At 49.4% G+C, this 16,999-nt stretch carries 16 protein-coding genes and 1 riboswitch; all 16 genes read right to left on the bottom strand.

Annotated features, from left to right (window positions below):
- Positions 1-2 precede the first annotated feature (2 nt).
- Complete coding sequence (locus tag G499_RS0113960) at positions 3-776, bottom strand: thiazole synthase (RefSeq protein ID WP_027000453.1); 774 nt, start codon at positions 774-776, stop codon at positions 3-5.
- On the bottom strand, positions 773-1,399 hold the full coding sequence (gene thiE, locus G499_RS0113955) for a thiamine phosphate synthase (RefSeq protein WP_027000452.1): 627 nt from the start codon (positions 1,397-1,399) through the stop codon (positions 773-775). Before thiE ends, G499_RS0113960 begins: the two co-directional genes overlap by 4 nt.
- 140 nt (positions 1,400-1,539) lie before the next feature.
- Positions 1,540-2,133: a thiamine phosphate synthase gene (locus G499_RS20105; RefSeq protein ID WP_051296271.1), complete on the bottom strand. Its 594-nt coding sequence runs from the start codon at positions 2,131-2,133 to the stop codon at positions 1,540-1,542.
- Positions 2,134-2,504: 371 nt separating this feature from the next.
- Positions 2,505-4,391, bottom strand: a complete 1,887-nt coding sequence (gene thiC, locus G499_RS0113945; RefSeq protein WP_035727671.1) for a phosphomethylpyrimidine synthase ThiC — start codon at positions 4,389-4,391, stop codon at positions 2,505-2,507.
- 123 nt (positions 4,392-4,514) lie between these two features.
- Positions 4,515-4,724 (bottom strand): sulfur carrier protein ThiS, encoded by a 210-nt coding sequence (gene thiS, locus G499_RS0113940; RefSeq protein WP_035727669.1) that lies wholly within the window; start codon positions 4,722-4,724, stop codon positions 4,515-4,517.
- Positions 4,725-4,824: 100 nt separating this feature from the next.
- Positions 4,825-4,927: riboswitch (TPP riboswitch) on the bottom strand.
- Between the two features lie 404 nt (positions 4,928-5,331).
- Positions 5,332-6,936: a hypothetical protein gene (locus tag G499_RS0113925; RefSeq protein WP_027000448.1), complete on the bottom strand. Its 1,605-nt coding sequence runs from the start codon at positions 6,934-6,936 to the stop codon at positions 5,332-5,334.
- Between the two features lie 111 nt (positions 6,937-7,047).
- Positions 7,048-7,704, bottom strand: a complete 657-nt coding sequence (gene rpe, locus G499_RS0113920; RefSeq protein WP_027000447.1) for a ribulose-phosphate 3-epimerase — start codon at positions 7,702-7,704, stop codon at positions 7,048-7,050.
- Between the two features lie 174 nt (positions 7,705-7,878).
- Entirely contained in the window at positions 7,879-8,010 is a 132-nt protein-coding gene (locus tag G499_RS22425; RefSeq protein ID WP_281171873.1) for a hypothetical protein, read from the bottom strand.
- Positions 7,994-8,572 (bottom strand): NUMOD4 domain-containing protein, encoded by a 579-nt coding sequence (locus tag G499_RS20100; protein ID WP_051296270.1) that lies wholly within the window; start codon positions 8,570-8,572, stop codon positions 7,994-7,996. The genes G499_RS22425 and G499_RS20100 overlap by 17 nt, the downstream gene beginning before the upstream one ends.
- Before the next feature lie 186 nt (positions 8,573-8,758).
- A complete protein-coding gene (locus G499_RS20095; protein WP_051296269.1) occupies positions 8,759-10,027 on the bottom strand; it encodes a DUF1015 domain-containing protein in 1,269 nt (422 codons plus the stop codon).
- A 432-nt stretch (positions 10,028-10,459) separates the two neighbouring features.
- Positions 10,460-11,419, bottom strand: a complete 960-nt coding sequence (locus G499_RS0113900; protein ID WP_027000446.1) for a transketolase family protein — start codon at positions 11,417-11,419, stop codon at positions 10,460-10,462.
- A gap of 76 nt (positions 11,420-11,495) precedes the next feature.
- Positions 11,496-12,554, bottom strand: coding sequence for a VWA domain-containing protein (locus tag G499_RS0113895; RefSeq protein WP_051296268.1), 1,059 nt, complete (start codon positions 12,552-12,554; stop codon positions 11,496-11,498).
- The gene (locus tag G499_RS0113890) at positions 12,547-13,506 is read right to left on the bottom strand and encodes a hypothetical protein (RefSeq protein WP_154658465.1); all 960 of its coding nucleotides are present in this window, start codon (positions 13,504-13,506) and stop codon (positions 12,547-12,549) included. The genes G499_RS0113895 and G499_RS0113890 overlap by 8 nt, the downstream gene beginning before the upstream one ends.
- Positions 13,490-14,380, bottom strand: a complete 891-nt coding sequence (locus G499_RS20090; protein ID WP_035727667.1) for a DUF58 domain-containing protein — start codon at positions 14,378-14,380, stop codon at positions 13,490-13,492. Before G499_RS20090 ends, G499_RS0113890 begins: the two co-directional genes overlap by 17 nt.
- 136 nt (positions 14,381-14,516) lie before the next feature.
- Entirely contained in the window at positions 14,517-14,801 is a 285-nt protein-coding gene (locus G499_RS0113880) for a hypothetical protein (RefSeq protein ID WP_027000443.1), read from the bottom strand.
- A gap of 200 nt (positions 14,802-15,001) precedes the next feature.
- Positions 15,002-16,972 (bottom strand): DUF349 domain-containing protein, encoded by a 1,971-nt coding sequence (locus G499_RS0113875; RefSeq protein ID WP_027000442.1) that lies wholly within the window; start codon positions 16,970-16,972, stop codon positions 15,002-15,004.
- Between the last annotated feature and the right edge of the window lie 27 nt (positions 16,973-16,999).

Raw genomic sequence — 16,999 nt, 5'->3', positions numbered from 1 at the left:
CATTACAAAAAAGCCGTCAGGGGGCTGCTAGCCACGGCGTGAGCCGTGGGCTGCGCCAGCTGTGCTTCGTAGGCTGTGCGCCCGGCCTGTACAGCTTGGGCAAAAGCCGTGGCCATCGCCACAGGGTCTCCGGCTACGGCGATGGCCGTATTGACCAGCACTGCATCAGCGCCCAGCTCCATCGCCTGGGCGGCGTGCGAAGGCGCTCCCAAGCCTGCATCGATGATGACCGGAACGCGGCTCTGCTCTATGATGATTTCGAGAAAATCGAGTGTACGCAGCCCTTTGTTGCTGCCAATGGGTGCACCCAGAGGCATTACTGCCGCCGTGCCGGCCTCTTCGAGACGCTTACAGAGTACAGGGTCGGCGTGGATATAGGGCAAGACCACAAAGCCTCGTTTGGCCAGCGCTTCGGTAGCCCGCAGCGTTTCGATGGGGTCGGGCATCAGGTACTTGGGGTCGGGGTGGATTTCGAGCTTCACCCAGTTGGTCTGTAGTGCCTCACGCGCCAACTCTGCCGCCAATACGGCCTCTTGAGCATTGCGCACTCCCGAGGTGTTGGGCAGCAGTCGCCACTGGGGGTGTTGGAGATGGGTGAGCAGGTCGTCGCCTTGCTGTTGATGCACATCTACACGCTTGAGGGCTACTGTTACCAGCTCCGTGCCCGAGGCCTGGAGGGCTTCGCGCATGAGCGGGGAGGCACTAAACTTGCCCGTACCAGTGAACAGACGTGAGTGAAATGTGGTATCGGCGATGGTTAGTGGATTTGTTTTCATAGATTGAGTGTGGTGATGATTTTTGATACAAGGTGCTGTTTATCGGGGGGGTGGGTCAGCAGACTCGATACGGCAATGCCATACACTCCTGCTTGTAGCAAGGGAGCAATATCAGCCAGCTGAATGCCCCCAATAGCAATCAGTGGAATGTCCAACCCTTCTTGCTTTAGCGCCTGACTTATTTGGGCATAGCCCTCAACGCCCAGCAAGGGGCTGAGCTTTTCCTTGGTGGTGGTAAAACGCAAAGGGCCTAGCCCTACATAGTCTACCCCGTTGGCGATGTGTCGGCGCACTTGTGCGAGGGTATTGGCCGTTCCGCCGATGATAAAACCGGGCGGAGCCAGCCTTCGGGCCTCTGCCGTGCAGAGGTCGTCTTGCCCAAGGTGTACGCCATCGGCCTGCGCACCAAGGGCGACCTCCAGTTGGTCGTTGATGATGAGCTTTGCGCCATAGTGTTGCGTAATTTCGCGACAGCGCTGCGCCTCCGCCAAGTAGTCGGTGGTGGAGACTTGCTTCATCCGCAATTGTACCCAAGGCACTCCGGCCTTACAAAGCTCCTCACAGTGTTGGGCAGGGCGGTGGTGCGGATGGGCTTGGGTGATGTATTGTAGTCGGGCTATCATTGTTAAGGTTGTAAGACGTGTGATGGGTCGATGGTATACACCACTCCCACAGTTAAAACTGTGGGTTAAGTCTCATTTTGTCCCCAAACAAAAATGGTTTAGGAAATGTATCTACCGAAGAGCCTTGAGAATCAAGAAAATCAAATCCTGTGAATCCTCAAATCTTGTGAACCTTGGTATAAATCCAACAGTGCTTTTAGCGGGTTGGGGCTTTGCCAAACGGCCCCGAGTACGGCTACGCCGTCGAAGCCTAAGGCGGCGCATTGGGCGATGTTTTGCGCATTGATTCCCCCCAAGGCCAGTAGCGGCGTTTGGCGCGGCTGTGCCAAAAAGTGGCGCAGGTCTTGATGGGCAAACCCGGCGGGGTAGCCCTCTTTGGAGATGGAATCAAACACAGGGCTGAGCATCAGGTACTCAAAGCCTTGGCTGTCAAAAGAGCGTACCTCCTCGAAACTATGGCAGCCCGTGCTGACAAAACCCTTGCTGCGTCGGTCTCTGTCGCTGCGGGCGTGGATGCCCCTGAGTGCAAAGTACTGTGTGAGGGCATCGTGGCTGTGCAGCACTATCCGGGGGTGGTACTCTGCCGGAATGTGGGCAAGGTATGCAGCCAGCTGTGCGACTGTCCAGTGGGGTTTGCGCAGATGGAAGCGCTCCAGCCCAAGGGCAAACATTTGTGTCAGGTGCTGCTGCTCTTGGGGCAGCGCCTGCTCCGGCGATATCAGAATCAGTTGCATAGGTTTGTTTGGGTTTGGCGCTTGTCTAAAATTCTCTTCATCGATACCAAAACGTTGCTTTTTGGCTGCTACGTTGTTGAAAATGCTCGCCGTAGTCTTCCTATGATTAAAATCGTGGGCTAAGCATCAGGTCTGCGCTTTTTGCCTAGTATCGGCACAAAAACCGGCTGGTTTGAGTGTCGTGCTGAAAATTTAGACAAGCGTTTAGGGGTTTTTGCGTGCGTAAGCGGCTTAGGGACAGAGCCAAGTAGCTCCCCGCGCCCGCCTGCACGATGAGAAAGCCTACATCGTTGTTCGGGCGCGGGGACTACAGGTGATGGCCCGACCCCGCGCTTGCGCGGGGGAAGCCCCTCCTCTCAGGTCTGACAGGGCTAAAGGTCTTGGGGGTCGAGGTATATCTGCGTACCCTTTTCGACAAACTCCCGCGCCTTGTCGGCCATTCCCTTGCTCAGGGCTTCGGCGGCGGTTAGTCCTTGGGCTTTGGCGTACTCCCGCAAATCTTGGGTGATGCGCATAGAGCAGAAGTTGGGGCCGCACATAGAGCAGAAGTGCGCCACCTTGGCATTGTCGGCGGGGAGGGTTTCGTCGTGAAATTCCCGGGCGGTGTCGGGGTCGAGGGAGAGGTTGAACTGGTCTTCCCATCGGAATTCAAACCGCGCCTTGCTCAGCGCATCGTCGCGGTACTGGGCGCCGGGGTGCCCCTTGGCTAGGTCGGCGGCGTGGGCGGCCAGCTTGTAGGTAATGACCCCTGTTTTTACGTCGTCGCGGTTGGGCAGGCCTAGGTGTTCCTTGGGCGTTACGTAGCAGAGCATCGCACAGCCATACCAGCCTATCATAGCCGCCCCGATGCCCGAGGTGATGTGGTCGTATCCGGGGGCGATGTCGGTCGTGAGCGGCCCGAGGGTGTAGAAGGGTGCTTCGCCACAACTTTGGAGCTGCTTGTCCATATTGACCTTGATGAGGTGCATAGGTACGTGCCCGGGGCCTTCGACCATCACCTGCACGTCGTGCTGCCAGGCGATTTTGGTTAGCTCGCCCAAGGTCTCTAGCTCTGCAAACTGTGCTGCATCGTTGGCATCGGCGATGGAGCCGGGGCGCAGGCCGTCGCCAAGGGAGAAGGACACGTCGTAGGCCTTCATAATCTCACAAATCTCCTCAAAATGGGTATAGAGGAAGTTTTCGCGGTGGTGTGCTAGACACCATTTGGCCATAATAGACCCGCCGCGAGAGACAATACCCGTTACGCGCTTGGCCGTGAGGGGGATATAGCGCAACAACACGCCGGCGTGGATGGTAAAATAATCGACTCCCTGCTCGGCCTGCTCAATGAGCGTATCGCGGAATAGCTCCCAGGTCAGCGCTTCGGCCTTGCCGCCTACCTTTTCGAGGGCTTGGTAAATGGGCACTGTACCGATGGGCACAGGGGAGTTGCGGATAATCCACTCGCGGGTTTCGTGGATATTCTTGCCCGTAGACAGGTCCATCACCGTATCAGCGCCCCAGCGGGTAGCCCAGACCATCTTCTCTACCTCCTCTTCGATGGTAGAGCTGACGGCAGAGTTGCCGATGTTGGCGTTGATTTTAACCAAGAAATTGCGCCCGATTATCATCGGCTCGCTCTCGGGGTGATTGATATTGGCCGGGATGATGGCTCGTCCGGCGGCGACCTCCTGCCGTACAAACTCCGGTGTAATCAGGGGTGGAGTGTTGGCACCGAAGCTTTGGCCGGGGTGCTGTGGAGCGATGGCCTGTTGTGCCTCCAGCCGTTGGTTTTCGCGAATGGCGATGTACTCCATCTCGGGCGTGATGATGCCCTTGCGGGCGTAGTGCAGCTGCGTAACGTTGTGGCCAGCCTTGGCGCGTAGGGGCTGCTGTAGGTGCTCAAAGCGGAGGTGGTCGAGGCTGCGGTCGTGGAGGCGCTGCTGCCCATAGCTAGAGCTGATTTGTGGCAATGCGGCTACATCGGCCCTGTCCATAATCCACTGTTGGCGCAACTTGGGCAGCCCCTTGCGCACATCGATGGCTACGGCAGGGTCGGTATAGGGCCCCGAGGTGTCATAAACGGTAATGGGCGGATTTTCGGACTGCTGCAACGCCCCTTCGGCAAAGATGGGCTTCGAAGCCGTTTGGCTTATCTGACGCATCGCTACGCGGATGTTTGGGTGCAATGTGCCGGGCACATAGACCTTCTGCGAGGCCGGAAAAGGCTCCCGCGTAATGCGCGAAGCTTGGGTGGGGATGTGTTCGTGTTTGGCCATAAGTCTGAAAAATAGTGGGTTTGAGGAAGCTTTGTAGGAGATAGACGGTTTTGTGGGGCTTACCCTGCGCCTTTTCAAGGGGGCTTGCATCAGGAAAACTGGAAAGCGTGGGGGAGAGAAGTATCAGCCGCCCTGTGTGGCCGTAATGACCAAGACCTCGGCATTGGGAGGTAGGGGCGTGTGTGGCCAGTCCTTTTTGGGGATGACCTGCTCATTGAGCGCCACGGCGATGCCCCGCTTGTCGGTCAAGTGCTGCTGACGGAGTAGGGCTTCGAGCGTAGACGCAGCCGTAACCAGCGCCACACCGTTGAAGTGTATCGTCGTCGTTGTCATAAAAAAACTAAGTTGTGGGAATGCCGGCGCAGCAGGAAAAAATGGCCTCAAAGGCTTTTATAGGCAACTACAAACGGGACAAAGCCCTTACCCAAAAATAGCATCGCGGCGTACTTTTCCCTCCGCCCGCATTACCGGGTTCAGGTTCAAAGGGTAATATCTCAGCCCCGGGCCAATAGCCCAAGACACCCCTAAAGTGTGGTACAAATTTAATAAAAATAAATCAAACCCCACAAACACCCAACCGCTTTTCGAAGCCAAACCCACGGAAAAGACGTATTTTTGGGTACTGACAACTAGTAGCTAGGTTAAATGGATGATTACTCGATACAAAATTAGACAATCATATCGGGGCTATCAAGTACTTCGTTTGCCATTATGACCTCCTGAGAAAAACATTATATTTGTAGGACTACCCAAAATTGGTTTGGGGAATATGTCTGCTGAAAATCCTTAATAATCAAAAAAATCAAATCCTGTAAATTTTAGCATAAAAATACCTACTGAGGTAGTGTGCGGCAAAGAACCATTCGTGTTTGACGGTTTTCATTGGCCAGCCTAGAGCGACAGGTACAGTGCCTGTCGCATGTGCTAGGGAGGTTGGTGATTATTTGGGGGGTGATTTTTGGATATTTTTGAGGACGTGGTCTTGGAGTGGCCCAGCTTCGGCAGCGGCTTCGGGGTCTGCCACTATTTTTTTAGACTCTAATTGACTGATGAGCACATCAATGGAGCGTTTTTGTTGTTCGAGGTTTTTGGCCGCGTGGAGCTCTGTTTTTAGGGCTTCCAGAAATTGGTTGTACAAGCGTACTCTTTGGTTGAAGCGCAGTATCTCTTGGTCTTCTATTTCTTTCCCTAGCGAATCCATAGGCAGGTTGCGCTCAGCACGGGGGGTACGGTTGGCATAGAGTGTCTGCATTTGGTTGTAGCTGGGGTTTTCGAGTACAAGCTCATCGTCGAAGCCTTTGAGGAGGGCGAAGTTTTCGGTGATGCGTGTTTGAGCATCTTTAAACTGCTGCTCTAGGGCCGTGCGTTGGCGTTGTAAGGCGGTACGTTGTTGTTGGGTAACCCGCTTTTCGTACTCATTCATCAGGAGTAGTGTCAGGTCTAAGACCTCAAAGCCGATGTACAAATCCTTGAAGCTATCCAGCTCTTCGAAGCTGCTGGTACTATAAAATCGGTTTCCGGCTCCTACTTCTATAAATGGCACTCCTTTGGTAACCATTTGAAAGTCGTTGTTGAACTGTCGGAAGACCCGTCGTCGGAGCAACACGCTGTCTGCCATTATTTTAGAGGTTACAAAATAAAGCCTGTACTGAGGGATACGCTCCGTATTTTTGTCCATCAGAGCATAAATAGCGTCAAGCCAGCGGTCGTTTTTGTTGTCAAAGATGGCCGAGGGGGGCTTGAGGTAATTCTTGATGCGGCGTTTGCTCAAGCCTTTGATGGAGATGCTATATTCCATAAAGCTGGTATTATTGACATCGAGCTTGGCCGCTACCCCTCTGAGGAAGGCTCCTAGTTTGGCATCTGCTTCGGCGTTGAAGCCTTTTTCGATGCGCACCAAATCTTGTATAAGATAATTCTGGACATTGAACTCCTCTTCTTGCCCATCTACAATCCCAAAAGAGGGATTATAATAGGAGGCATTACCATCAAAGAAAATCAGTGTACCCACAGCGAGTTCATTGTCTACTGTCAGCTCGTTGCGGTTGTCTTTGAGTAGGCTTTGCGCATATTTTTCTACCCTTAGGCGTTCTACCATCTGTCCGATGGTTTGGTAGTCATTTTCGTCTTTTTTGTCATAAAATACAAGCTCTATCTCATTGACTCCCTTTCTGTTGAGGTCTCGGATATTGCGTTGTACCATCATCGAAACACGTTTGTCATTGTTTCGGTATTCGGCACGGAAGGCGACGTTTTGGTTCTTATCCAGATTGACACTGATGGCGGCGTTGCTGTTGAGTGTTGTTACGCCATAAGTATTGCCTCTGAAGCCCATCGGTTCTTGGAGGTATACTTCGTAATGGACGACGACCTCGACCCTGTCATCTTCGTTTTTGGCTCTAAAAACAAACTGATAGGGGCGGGGCTTGGCTTCTGTAGCCGTGCTATAGTGGTAGGCTGCGGTAGATAAGGCGGCCTTGGTAGTATCATCGCCTCCCAACCAAAAGGTCAGCAGGCTTAGCAGGGAGAGTAAACATACATTCATACCGTGTGTGATGTGTGGGGGTTTGAGTGCTAAAGAAGTAAAAATACAAAAATGCGCTCAAAAACAAGCGCATTTATGAATTAGTTGATGCCCTCGCTAAAACCTTGGATATTAGCCTTGTTTGAGGGCTGCGATGGTGGCCTTGGGATCAATAGCATTGAACACAAAGCTGCCGGCGACGAGCACGTCAGCACCTGCTTCGATAAGCTTGGGTGCATTCTGTGCGTTTACGCCTCCATCTATCTCGATGAGGGTGTTTGTTTTTTCTACTTGAGAGATGATGTTGCGCAAGGCGGCCACTCTGTCATAGGTTCGTTCGATAAACTGTTGCCCTCCAAACCCTGGATTGACAGACATCATACAAACCACATCGGTCAAGTACAATACATCGGCCAAGGCTTCTACGGGGGTATGGGGGTTGATGGCTACGCCGGCCTTACAGCCTAAGTCTCTGATTTGCTGTAGGGTACGGTGGAGGTGTGGGCAGGCTTCATAGTGTACTGAAATCACCTCTGCGCCTAGTTGTTTGAAGGTTTCGAGGTAGCGCTCTGGCTGTACAATCATCAGGTGTACATCCAAGGGTTTTTGTGCGTGCTTTTGAATGCTGGCTATCACAGGCATCCCAAAGGAGATATTAGGTACAAACACGCCGTCCATTACATCAATATGAATCCAGTCTGCGGCGCTGTTATTGAGCATCTCAACAGCGGGTTGTAAGTTGCCAAAGTCTGCGGCCAAAATCGAAGGGGCAATAATGGGAGTTTTCATCATCAAGGGTTGGTTACCAAATACAGCGTAAAGCTACACAAAAAGCTTTTCTGCTCCGAAAAAGCACGAGAAAGATACACTCTGTGAATATTGTTATACCCTAGCCAAATTGGTGTGGGCAATATATGTGTGCTAAAAAAGCTTGATAATCAAGGCATCTAACCCTGTGAATTCTCAATCCTTGGTAAAAAGTACCCGGCGCTGTATCGAGCCAACCAGCGCACAGAAGCCTCTGTATTGTTTTTCTAGGGCGAAGGTGGTGATGTCATTACGGGTAGGCCAATCAAAATTAACTGTCAACTTCATCGTTTTCTTCTTCGGGCACTGCTGCACGAACGCTGGCCCAGTTTTCATTCCGTTTGATACGGGTGATTTGCATTTCGCTTACACAAAACATATACGCGATTTTGTTTTGCGGGACACCTCGGCGCAGCATCTTACGGATGTGGGACACATCTTCTATACTCAGCTTGGCGTTGGCTGTGGTATTCTCTACAAAGCCTTCTTGCATTTTTTCGGAGTGAGATAGTTGGTGTTCAAAGGCTTCTTTGGTAGTTACCCACTTGAGGTTATCGGCTCGGTTGTTGTGTTTGTCATTATCCAGATGAATGACAATTTTATGTTTGTTGGAGGGTTGTTCACAAAATATCGCTGCTACCAGCTTATGGATGTAGTAGCTTTTGCGCTTACCATCAACACGCAAATCGAGGGCGCGGTATTCGTTGCTGAGCCTACCCTTGATGAGCTCTCCTTTTTCTTTGTTGTGATAAAAGCTCTTGACACGCCCCCAGTTACTGACCTCATAGTGGCGGTCAGTAAAATCGATACGCTTCCAAACTTCGTCTGATGGGTCATGACTCATTTCCATAATTCTTGTGGCGGGTAAGAATGAAAAATGCTTTTTTGTATGAGCGTTTTTTATCTAAATCATCCTATATGTACGCAATATCGAGACAATGGTTGGCTTTAGGAAGAAATTTGTATGTGAATTTTTTGTGTAGTGTATATGTAGGGGAGCCGCAGCCCCTACAACAAAGCTTGGTATATCAAAATGCTATCCATCTGCAAATACTAATCCGCTGAGCACTTTGGGGAAGAAGTAAGTCGATTTTTCTGGCATTAGGTGGCCGCTTTCGCATACTTGGGCTATTTGTGTGAGTGGGATGGGGTGTGTGAGGATAGCTATTTGTGCTTCACGTCGTTTGACTCTTGCGATACAGTCGCCGGAATATTGGGCAAAGTCAAGGTGTTCAAACTTTTGTGTACCTTCCAAACCCAATACTTTTTCGATGATGAAATGATGCATCACCGATATATCCAAGCGTTTGAGAGGTAGGGGCAGCGCCCAAGCGGGGTTTTGTGCTTCGTTATCAAAAGCCAATGGTTTGAGGCGTAAGTAGTAAGCTTGTGCTTCAAACACGAGGCCGAAATTCCAGGGCTCGGTATAGGTGATATCGAAGATAGCTTCGTGTGAGGGCAATGGCTCAAGGTCAAAATACTTGGCCAAGCGGGCAAGCACCCGGCCTTGCTCAAAGTAGGGCAGGCCTTGGATGAGGCGGTGTGTGGCGAGGATGCCGGGGTCGCCTTGGGCGGCGTTGCTGAGCCACATTAGGTGATAGTTGTAAGGCTCATCGCCTTGGTGGTTGGGGTTATGGTGTCGATGCCAGCGCTTATGGTTGAGGGAGGCTGTATAGCGGTGGTGTCCGTCGGCAATGATGATGCTCTTGTCTGCCAAGGTTTGGGCAAATAGTGCTATCACTTGACGGTCGTGGATCACCCCTAGTACGTGGCGCGTGCCATCAGGGTCAGTTACTTCATACAAAGGTGCTTGCATAGCCTCATCCATATAGGCTTCTAGCACCTCTTGGGGAGCAAAATAGAGACCGTGGGTAGGGGTAGTCATCAACTCGGCATGTTTGAGGACATTTGTTCGATACTCTACAGCTTGGCTAAAGGTCTTTTCGTGAGGCAAAATTACCTTAGCTGCCCATTCGCAAGTTTGTACCAAACTGATAAAGCCTTTTCGACACAATTCTTCGGGCTGCTGTGGTAGTCGAAAATATTGATAATAAACATACAACCCTTGCAAGGGGTCTTGCTCTATCACACGGTCGAGCTTCCAATTTTGCACCCTACGTGCTACGTTTTCATAGGGAGGCACGTCGCTAGGGGAGGCAATGTGGAAGTTATGGAACGGCTCTTGGTACAGGGCTGCTTGTTTTTGGCGGAACTTGGTCTCTGATAGGGGCGCGGTCAGATCATACAGTTTTTCGCGCAAAAAATGATTGTACTTCCAAGCTTTAAAGGGTTTGATTTCTGCCATTATTGGGATAGTATGGTATTATTGGAGGGCAAATGTACGTAATCAAGGTAACTTCAGCCTACACCCAAACGGCAAAAATCTCCTTTTCTTGGTGCTGGGGTTGATTGTGTTCGTTGACAGGTCTTTTTTTACAAAGATATGAAATTCTTAGACCTCTGTATACTTTCAAGAAACAGGCTCTGATTGCGAAATAGTGCCCAAGGTTTCTAGTTTTGAGAGCACAGAAGGCTTTATTTTGGCATAAAATGAAAAGCTTGGCGAGTCTAGGTGTATTGCTTTAGTTTGCGAATTATTGAATTCAATAAATCTTTGTTTTATTATATTAATTTTTATAAAAATTATGAAAAATAATGTATAGTACTGATATAAAAAGACTTTCCCAGCTTTAGCTAGGAAAGTCCAGATAGCGATGCTTTATTTTGGTTGTAGAAGCTATTTTGCCTTACGTGCAATAGCCTTTTTAGCAGCTTCTACGATACTGGCAGCGTTGAGACCATATTTTTCCATCAGGGCTTCAGGTGTTCCACTTTCACCGAAGCTATCTTTCACACCTACGAGCTCTAGGGGAGCGGGAGCATTGGCCGAAAGCACGTGAGCGATACTTTCCCCCAATCCACCGTAGATTTGATGTTCTTCGGCACTAACAGCGCAACCAGTTTTGGCTACAGAGGCCAATATGGCAGCTGTGTCGAGAGGTTTGATGGTATGGATATTGATGATTTCGGCGCTGATGCCTTGTTCTTCAAGGATTTGGCAAGCTTCGAGGGCTTTCCAAACCAAGTGCCCGGTAGCGAAGATGCTGACATCTGTTCCTTCGCTGAGCATCAGGGCTTTGCCAATTTCAAAAGGCAGGTCTTCAGGGATGAAGATAGGCACTTTTGGGCGACCAAAACGCAGGTATACCGGGCCATAGTGTTTGGCAATGGCAATCGTAGCTGCTTTGGTTTGGTTATAATCGGCAGGGTTGATGACCGTCATTCCGGGTAGCATTTTCATCAAGCCTATGTCTTCGAGGATTTGGTGGGTAGCGCCATCCTCGCCAAGCGTGAGCCCGGCGTGCGAAGCGCATATTTTGACATTCTTGTGCGAGTAAGCCACCGACTGACGGATTTGGTCGTAGACTCTACCGGTAGAGAAGTTGGCAAAAGTACCAGTGAAGGGAATCAGGCCGTTGATACTCATTCCGGCAGCCACACCAATCATATTCGCCTCAGCAATGCCGACTTGGAAGAAGCGTTCGGGGAATTGTTTTTGGAAGGCATCCATTTTCAGCGAGCCGGTCAAGTCAGCACAGAGGGCTACAACGTTGGGGTTTTGCTCGCCTAGCGCTAGCAGCCCGGCGCCGAATCCGGAGCGGGTATCTTGGTTACCTAACACGGGGTATTGTTTCATAATTTTAGAAAAAGTCAGACCGAGGGTTGGCTCAAACAAAAGGGGGCAGCCCATAGGGGCTGTTTTGCAAAATTAATCAATCTTGTAAAACATTGGTGATAAAAGTGCTTTTTAGCGCCAGCCAAGCTAAGAAAAACAGCAAGGCCCAGCGTAAGTAGACGTGGTAGTGGTCTTGGGTAGCTTTGAAACGTGTTTCGATGATTTCGCTTTTTTCGAGTTGGTCTATTTCTTCGAATACTTTCTCCATTGCCTTGTTGTCTTGGGCGTGGTAAAAGTTTCCTTGTCCTATGCGGGCTATTTCGCGCAGTGTCTCTTCGTCGATGGTATTATCCTCATAGATTATGTTGCCCTCTTTATCTTTGCCAACAGGCACACGGCCTTCTTGCCCTACGATAATGGTATAGAGCTTGATTCCATAGCCATAGGCCAGCTGCGCTGCCGTAATGGGGTCAATATTGCCTGCATTGCTATCCCCATCGCTAATCAGTACCAATACCTTGCTGCGGCTATCAAGCTCACGCATACGATTGGTAGCTACGGCCAAAGCGCTGCCGATAGCGGTGCCGCCTTGCTGAATCATTTCCCAATGGATGTCTTGGATATAGCTACGGAGCATGGCATAGTCATTGGTTAGGGGGGAGAGTGAGTAGGCCTCACCCGAAAAAATGACCATCCCGATGCGGTCAAACTTCCGCCCCTCAATAAAGTTGATAGCAATACGTTTGGTGGCTTCTAGGCGATTAGGTTTGAAATCTTCTATCAGCATCGATTCTGATATATCGAGTACAAGCATAATATCGATACCCTCAGAGTTTTGCTCTACATACTCATTGGTACGCTGTGGGCGGGCGGCGGCTATTAGGAGCAGCATCAAGAAGATACTAAACAACAACGAGGGTAGGTAGCGTAAGCGCGTGAGTGGGTCACTTTGAAGCTGTTCTTCCATAAAGGCTACTTCTATCTGAGAGCTAAAGCGAGCCGCAAAAAGCCAACGAATAAGGGCCATCAGGGGTACTAGTAGCAGAAAATAAAGAAAAACAGGGTTTTCCCATTCAAAATCAGCTAACACAAAGGGCGAAAACCATACCGGCGAGTACCACACAGTCAAAAATACATGGGGCAATAAGTTAAGCATGTTGCAGGCGGGTTTGTTGGTGGCTGAAGCGCTCGACAGAAAAATTGCGCAACACCTCTAGTGCATCGGCCAGCTCTTCGGTAAACTCTTGGCCATAGATAGCACGGTCAATGCGCTTGAGGGATGCAGCCAAGGTTTCGTTGGGGACTTTCTCCCGGATTTCTTTGGAGGTATAGGTGCTGAATGGCTCTGATTCGAGGTGTTCTAGGTGTTTTTTCCAAAGAACGAGGGCTTTTTCCAAGTCTTCGGGTGATTGTTTGATACGGATACGGGTGCTGATGCGGCTGAAGTCTTTGACAAACTTACTATGCTGGGTGCGGAACTGATATAGCCGATAACGCTTCAAAATCCCCTGCCCGAATATGCGCCAACCTCCCCACAACAGCAGCACAACACCCAAGGTGGCAGCGATAAGGTAGGGGTAGTTGAATTGTTCTTCGAGGGTTTGGATATCGGTATAGGCTTTGTATTGCAAGCTATCAAGGTGGCCATACACTAGGGGTTTGAGTTTGACTTCTACTGTATTGGAATACACCTGAGTACAATCAATGGTATTGACCATAAAAACAGGCAAGGCAAGCGCCTGCGATGCGTCCAATTCATAGGTGGTCAGCTGATAGACTACACTATCACGGCTGATTTGTCCTTGGGTTTGGGTAACAAAATACTGCCTGCTGACCCAAGTAAAGGGGCTGAAATTGTAGCTAGAGTCAGGGAAGAGCACGGCTTTATCGGCTTCGTGGCAATAGCTTAACGACACACGCAGGACACTACCGATGCTGATGCTGTCGTGGTGAAAGTAAAGACGAGGGTAGTCGTCGAGGCGCAGCTCTTGTGCGGAGAGTGCTTGGCCGGCCAACAAGATGCCGCCGAGCAAGACAACACCAACAAAGCGCCTCAAAATAAAAAAGGCATAGATAACCTGTATGATGTATTTAGGAAGCATTGGCATTGCTGCGCACTTTTTTGTTGCGTACTTTAAATAGTTTGATAAGCTTGGGCACAAAATCCTCACCTGTTTGGAGGCTCAGGTAGTTGGCGCTATATTGCACACACAGCGCCTCTAGCTCGCGTTTTTTGTGGTTGAATCGCTCTTGCACTTGTGCTTGGAAGCTTGCCGAAGAGGTATTCATCCAAACGGTACGCTGTAGCTCCTTGTCAAATACGGGTACAATACCAAGCCTAGGCAAGTGTGTTTCTTTTTCATCCAAAAGGTGAATCAAAATCAGGTCGTGTTTGCGTGCCAATGCTTTGAGGCTTTGCTCATAGTCTTGGTCAATGAAATCACTGATGACAATGACAATACTGCGGCGTTTGATAAGGTTGAGGGCAAATTTAAAAAATTTGTCTAAATCGGTACGCAAGGAGCGAGGTTGGAGCTTGAAGAGGTTGAAAATAATTTCATACGCCTTTTTTACCCCCTTGTCTGGTTTGATATAGCGCTCCTTCTGGTCGCTAAAGCAAATCAAGCCAATCTGGCTGTCTTCTTTGGCTGCTGATAGCGCCAAAACGCCACACACCTCCTTGCCTAGTTCGAGCTTGGTGTCGTTGCCGCTGCCGATGTCTTGGGAGTGGCTCACATCGAGCAAGAAAAACACGGTTTGCTCTTTTTCTTCTTTGAATATTTTTACAAAAGTACCTGAGCCTTTGGCGCTTACGTTCCAGTCTATGCGCCGTACATCATCTCCATACTGATACAGCCGTACTTCGTCAAACTCCAACCCTGCCCCTTTGAAAATAGAGTTGTAATTGCCCCGCATCTGGCCGTGAACAGCCTTGCGGATACGAATTTCGTAGTTACGGATTTTGGCTAATATTTTTTTCATTGATGATAACCCAAATACGATTTATGCCAAGGGTTACTTGGCCTGATTTTTTTGATTCTCAAGGGGTTTTAGAAAACCAATTTTCCCCAACTAACTTCCATTGAGTGTAGTAAGAAAGCAACACAAGCCGCATCATTCAGTTGATAGTTTTGGTATAGTTGATAAGGTCTAAGAGGAGGTCTATGAGCGTTTCTGGTTTTATTCCTTGGTATTCAGCAAATCGGAAGCTGATAACTTGCTCGTTGTGAGGATAAAAAGAGATTTGGCCTTTGAGTTTATTCGATTGATATTCATAAAACAAAATATTGTAAACCATACAGCCGTGGCTTTCTTCAAATTCGCCTTTGATTTGCCAACGCAGTCGTGGCTGCTCAGCACACAACTTGACGAGTAAGTTGAGTATGGTGATGGAGATTTTCATTGTGCGCACTTGATTTGGGGAGTGCGCATTTTGGGGTAAGCAGTTTGGCCTACATTGATGAGGGGGCAGCACACGCGCTCCGTAGATAATTCTTGATTTTATGAGTTCAAGATACACATAAATCAACAACCTTGCAAACGTAATAGCTTGCAAGGTTGCCTATTTAAGTGCTAGAAGCGAAGTACTGTGTTGGCGGAGAGCTAATCACGCTCTTCGTCCTGTACTTGCGCGAGTTGAGTGCGAAGCTCGTCTAGTTGTTGGTATTTTTCCTCCACCTGTTTTTCAAAGCTTTCCTTGAAGCTGTTGGCTTTTTTGGTGTTGGCAAAAAACTCCAAGTTGTTGCGCAAGATGGCGATGTCATTCTCGATATCTTTGATGCGTTTTTTGAGCTTTGCGCTACGGTCTTGCACTCGTTTGCCGGCTTGGGGATTGCTACCCGTGCGGGCAGACTGCTTGTCCAATGACAAGCGCAAGCGTTGTTTCTCATCATCGGAGACCGGCATACGCAAAATGGTCTCGTTGAGTATGGTTTGAAAACGCTTTTCGATATACTTTTTCTTGTTTTTAGGTACAAAGCCAATCTCATTCCATTGAGCTACAGCCTCACGCACAAGCGCCTCATCGGCGAGTTGCTCGGCGGTATAGGCGGCTAGCTGGTCACAGATAGATTCTTTGGCCTTGAGGTTTTCTTCATAAGAGCGCTCGGCAGAGGCATATTGTTTGCGTCGTTGTTCAAAGAAAGAATCACAAGTAGCTTTGAACCGGTCATAAATACTTTGTCTTTGTTTGGAAGGAGCCGGTCCTATTTCCTTCCACTCCTGCTGTAGGGTTTTGAGCTCGGCAGCGATTTGTTGTGGTTCGGCATCACTATTAACGATTGCCTCGGCGCGTTCGCAGAGTGCTTCTTTGGCTTTGAGGTTTTCTTCTCGTTGGCGCTCTATTTCTTTGAAAAACAAGTTTTTGTTTTGGAAGAAAGTCTTAAAAGCTGTCCAAAACTGCTTGCTAACCTCTTTTACCTTTTCTTTGGGAATCATTCGAATGGCCTCCCATTGGTTTTGGAGTTCGAGTATTTCCTTGGTTTTGGCGTTCCAAGCCGTGATACGGTCAGATTCAAAAGTAGCAAAAGCTTCTACTTGCTGGCAAAGTACTAGTTTGGCTTCGAGGTTTTGTTGTTTTTCAGCCTTGATGGTTTCTACGATAGCGCGTTTTTTATCATAGAGTTGATCAGAGGCGGCTTTGAATCGTTGCCATACGATTTCTTGTTCTTCTTTCGGAACAGGGCCTATGTGTTTGTACTCTTCGTGTAGCTCTTGTAGTTCTTTGATAGCATCGCGTACAGGCTCCTTATCGAGTAGTTTTTCGGCGCGTTCGCAGAGTTCTAGTTTGAGGGCTAGGTTTTTGCGGCGATCAAGTTCTTTGAGTTCAAAGTAGATGCTGCGTTGGTCATAATACATCTCGACCAAGGCGTTGTAGCTTGCCCAGAGGGTGCGGTTGTGTTGGGCGGGCACGGGGCCTACACCGCGCCATTCGGTTTGTAATTTTTTGAATTCCTCAATACTGGTTTCGCTTTCTTCGGCATCAATGAGTTGGCGCAATTTTTCAAGGATAAGCTCCTTGGTTTTGAGGTTTTTCTCCCGCTCTTGTTCGCTTTGTTGGCGTTGGCGGTTGTATTTTTGCTGCACCTCTTGGTAGAGATCAAAAAACTCCTTGGTTTCTGGCTCTTGCTTATAGTCAAAGTCTGCTGCTTCGCCTCCATCGGCCAGAAAAGCTTCGAGAGCTTCTTGGCGCTCTTTTTGGGCTATTTCCTCAAAAAAAGGCTTGAGTTCTTTCAGGATAGCGAGCGCTTTTTTGAAGTTATCTTCTTTTTGCTGGGCTTGGGCGTGTTGGAGCAATTCAGACTTAGTGAGTTGGCTATAATCTACAGCTTCTTCTTCTTCGGCCTCTTCCTCTTGGTTGGCCTCCTCACTGTCCTCGGCCTGTTCGTCTTTGGGCTGAGGGGAAGCCACAGCGTCAGCCTTGGGGGCTTCAGTAGGGGCGGGGGTATGGTCGGCATTGTGCTCATCAGCCGATGCTAGAGGGGCTTCTGAAGAAGGGGTCGCCAGCGTCTCGGCGCTTTTGTTTTCTTCAGAAATGGCTGCATCGGTACGGGTTTCGTCCTTTTCGCTACTCATGGCTACGATGGTTTACGTTTGGCTTGT

It is taken from the genome of Eisenibacter elegans DSM 3317 (genome assembly GCF_000430505.1).
In the GTDB taxonomy this organism is placed as follows: Bacteria; Bacteroidota; Bacteroidia; order Cytophagales; family Microscillaceae; genus Eisenibacter; species Eisenibacter elegans.
Note: the sequence above shows the minus strand (reverse complement) of the source record. Positions and strands in the feature narration are given on the sequence as shown.

Excerpts from the sequence above, each read along its gene's own strand:
- G499_RS20095 (WP_051296269.1), bottom strand. The coding sequence starts at position 10,027 with ATGGCAGAAATCAAACCCTTTAAAGCTTGGAAGTACAATCATTTTTTG.
- G499_RS0113890 (WP_154658465.1), bottom strand. The coding sequence starts at position 13,506 with ATGCCAATGCTTCCTAAATACATCATACAGGTTATCTATGCCTTTTTT.
- G499_RS0113875 (WP_027000442.1), bottom strand. The coding sequence starts at position 16,972 with ATGAGTAGCGAAAAGGACGAAACCCGTACCGATGCAGCCATTTCTGAA.
- G499_RS0113895 (WP_051296268.1), bottom strand. The coding sequence starts at position 12,554 with ATGCTTAACTTATTGCCCCATGTATTTTTGACTGTGTGGTACTCGCCG.
- thiE (WP_027000452.1), bottom strand. The coding sequence starts at position 1,399 with ATGATAGCCCGACTACAATACATCACCCAAGCCCATCCGCACCACCGC.
- thiC (WP_035727671.1), bottom strand. The coding sequence starts at position 4,391 with ATGGCCAAACACGAACACATCCCCACCCAAGCTTCGCGCATTACGCGG.
- G499_RS20100 (WP_051296270.1), bottom strand. The coding sequence starts at position 8,572 with ATGGAAATGAGTCATGACCCATCAGACGAAGTTTGGAAGCGTATCGAT.
- G499_RS0113960 (WP_027000453.1), bottom strand. The coding sequence starts at position 776 with ATGAAAACAAATCCACTAACCATCGCCGATACCACATTTCACTCACGT.
- G499_RS20105 (WP_051296271.1), bottom strand. The coding sequence starts at position 2,133 with ATGCAACTGATTCTGATATCGCCGGAGCAGGCGCTGCCCCAAGAGCAG.
- thiS (WP_035727669.1), bottom strand. The coding sequence starts at position 4,724 with ATGACAACGACGACGATACACTTCAACGGTGTGGCGCTGGTTACGGCT.
- rpe (WP_027000447.1), bottom strand. The coding sequence starts at position 7,704 with ATGAAAACTCCCATTATTGCCCCTTCGATTTTGGCCGCAGACTTTGGC.
- G499_RS22425 (WP_281171873.1), bottom strand. The coding sequence starts at position 8,010 with ATGAAGTTGACAGTTAATTTTGATTGGCCTACCCGTAATGACATCACC.
- G499_RS0113900 (WP_027000446.1), bottom strand. The coding sequence starts at position 11,419 with ATGAAACAATACCCCGTGTTAGGTAACCAAGATACCCGCTCCGGATTC.
- G499_RS20090 (WP_035727667.1), bottom strand. The coding sequence starts at position 14,380 with ATGAAAAAAATATTAGCCAAAATCCGTAACTACGAAATTCGTATCCGC.
- G499_RS0113880 (WP_027000443.1), bottom strand. The coding sequence starts at position 14,801 with ATGAAAATCTCCATCACCATACTCAACTTACTCGTCAAGTTGTGTGCT.
- G499_RS0113925 (WP_027000448.1), bottom strand. The coding sequence starts at position 6,936 with ATGAATGTATGTTTACTCTCCCTGCTAAGCCTGCTGACCTTTTGGTTG.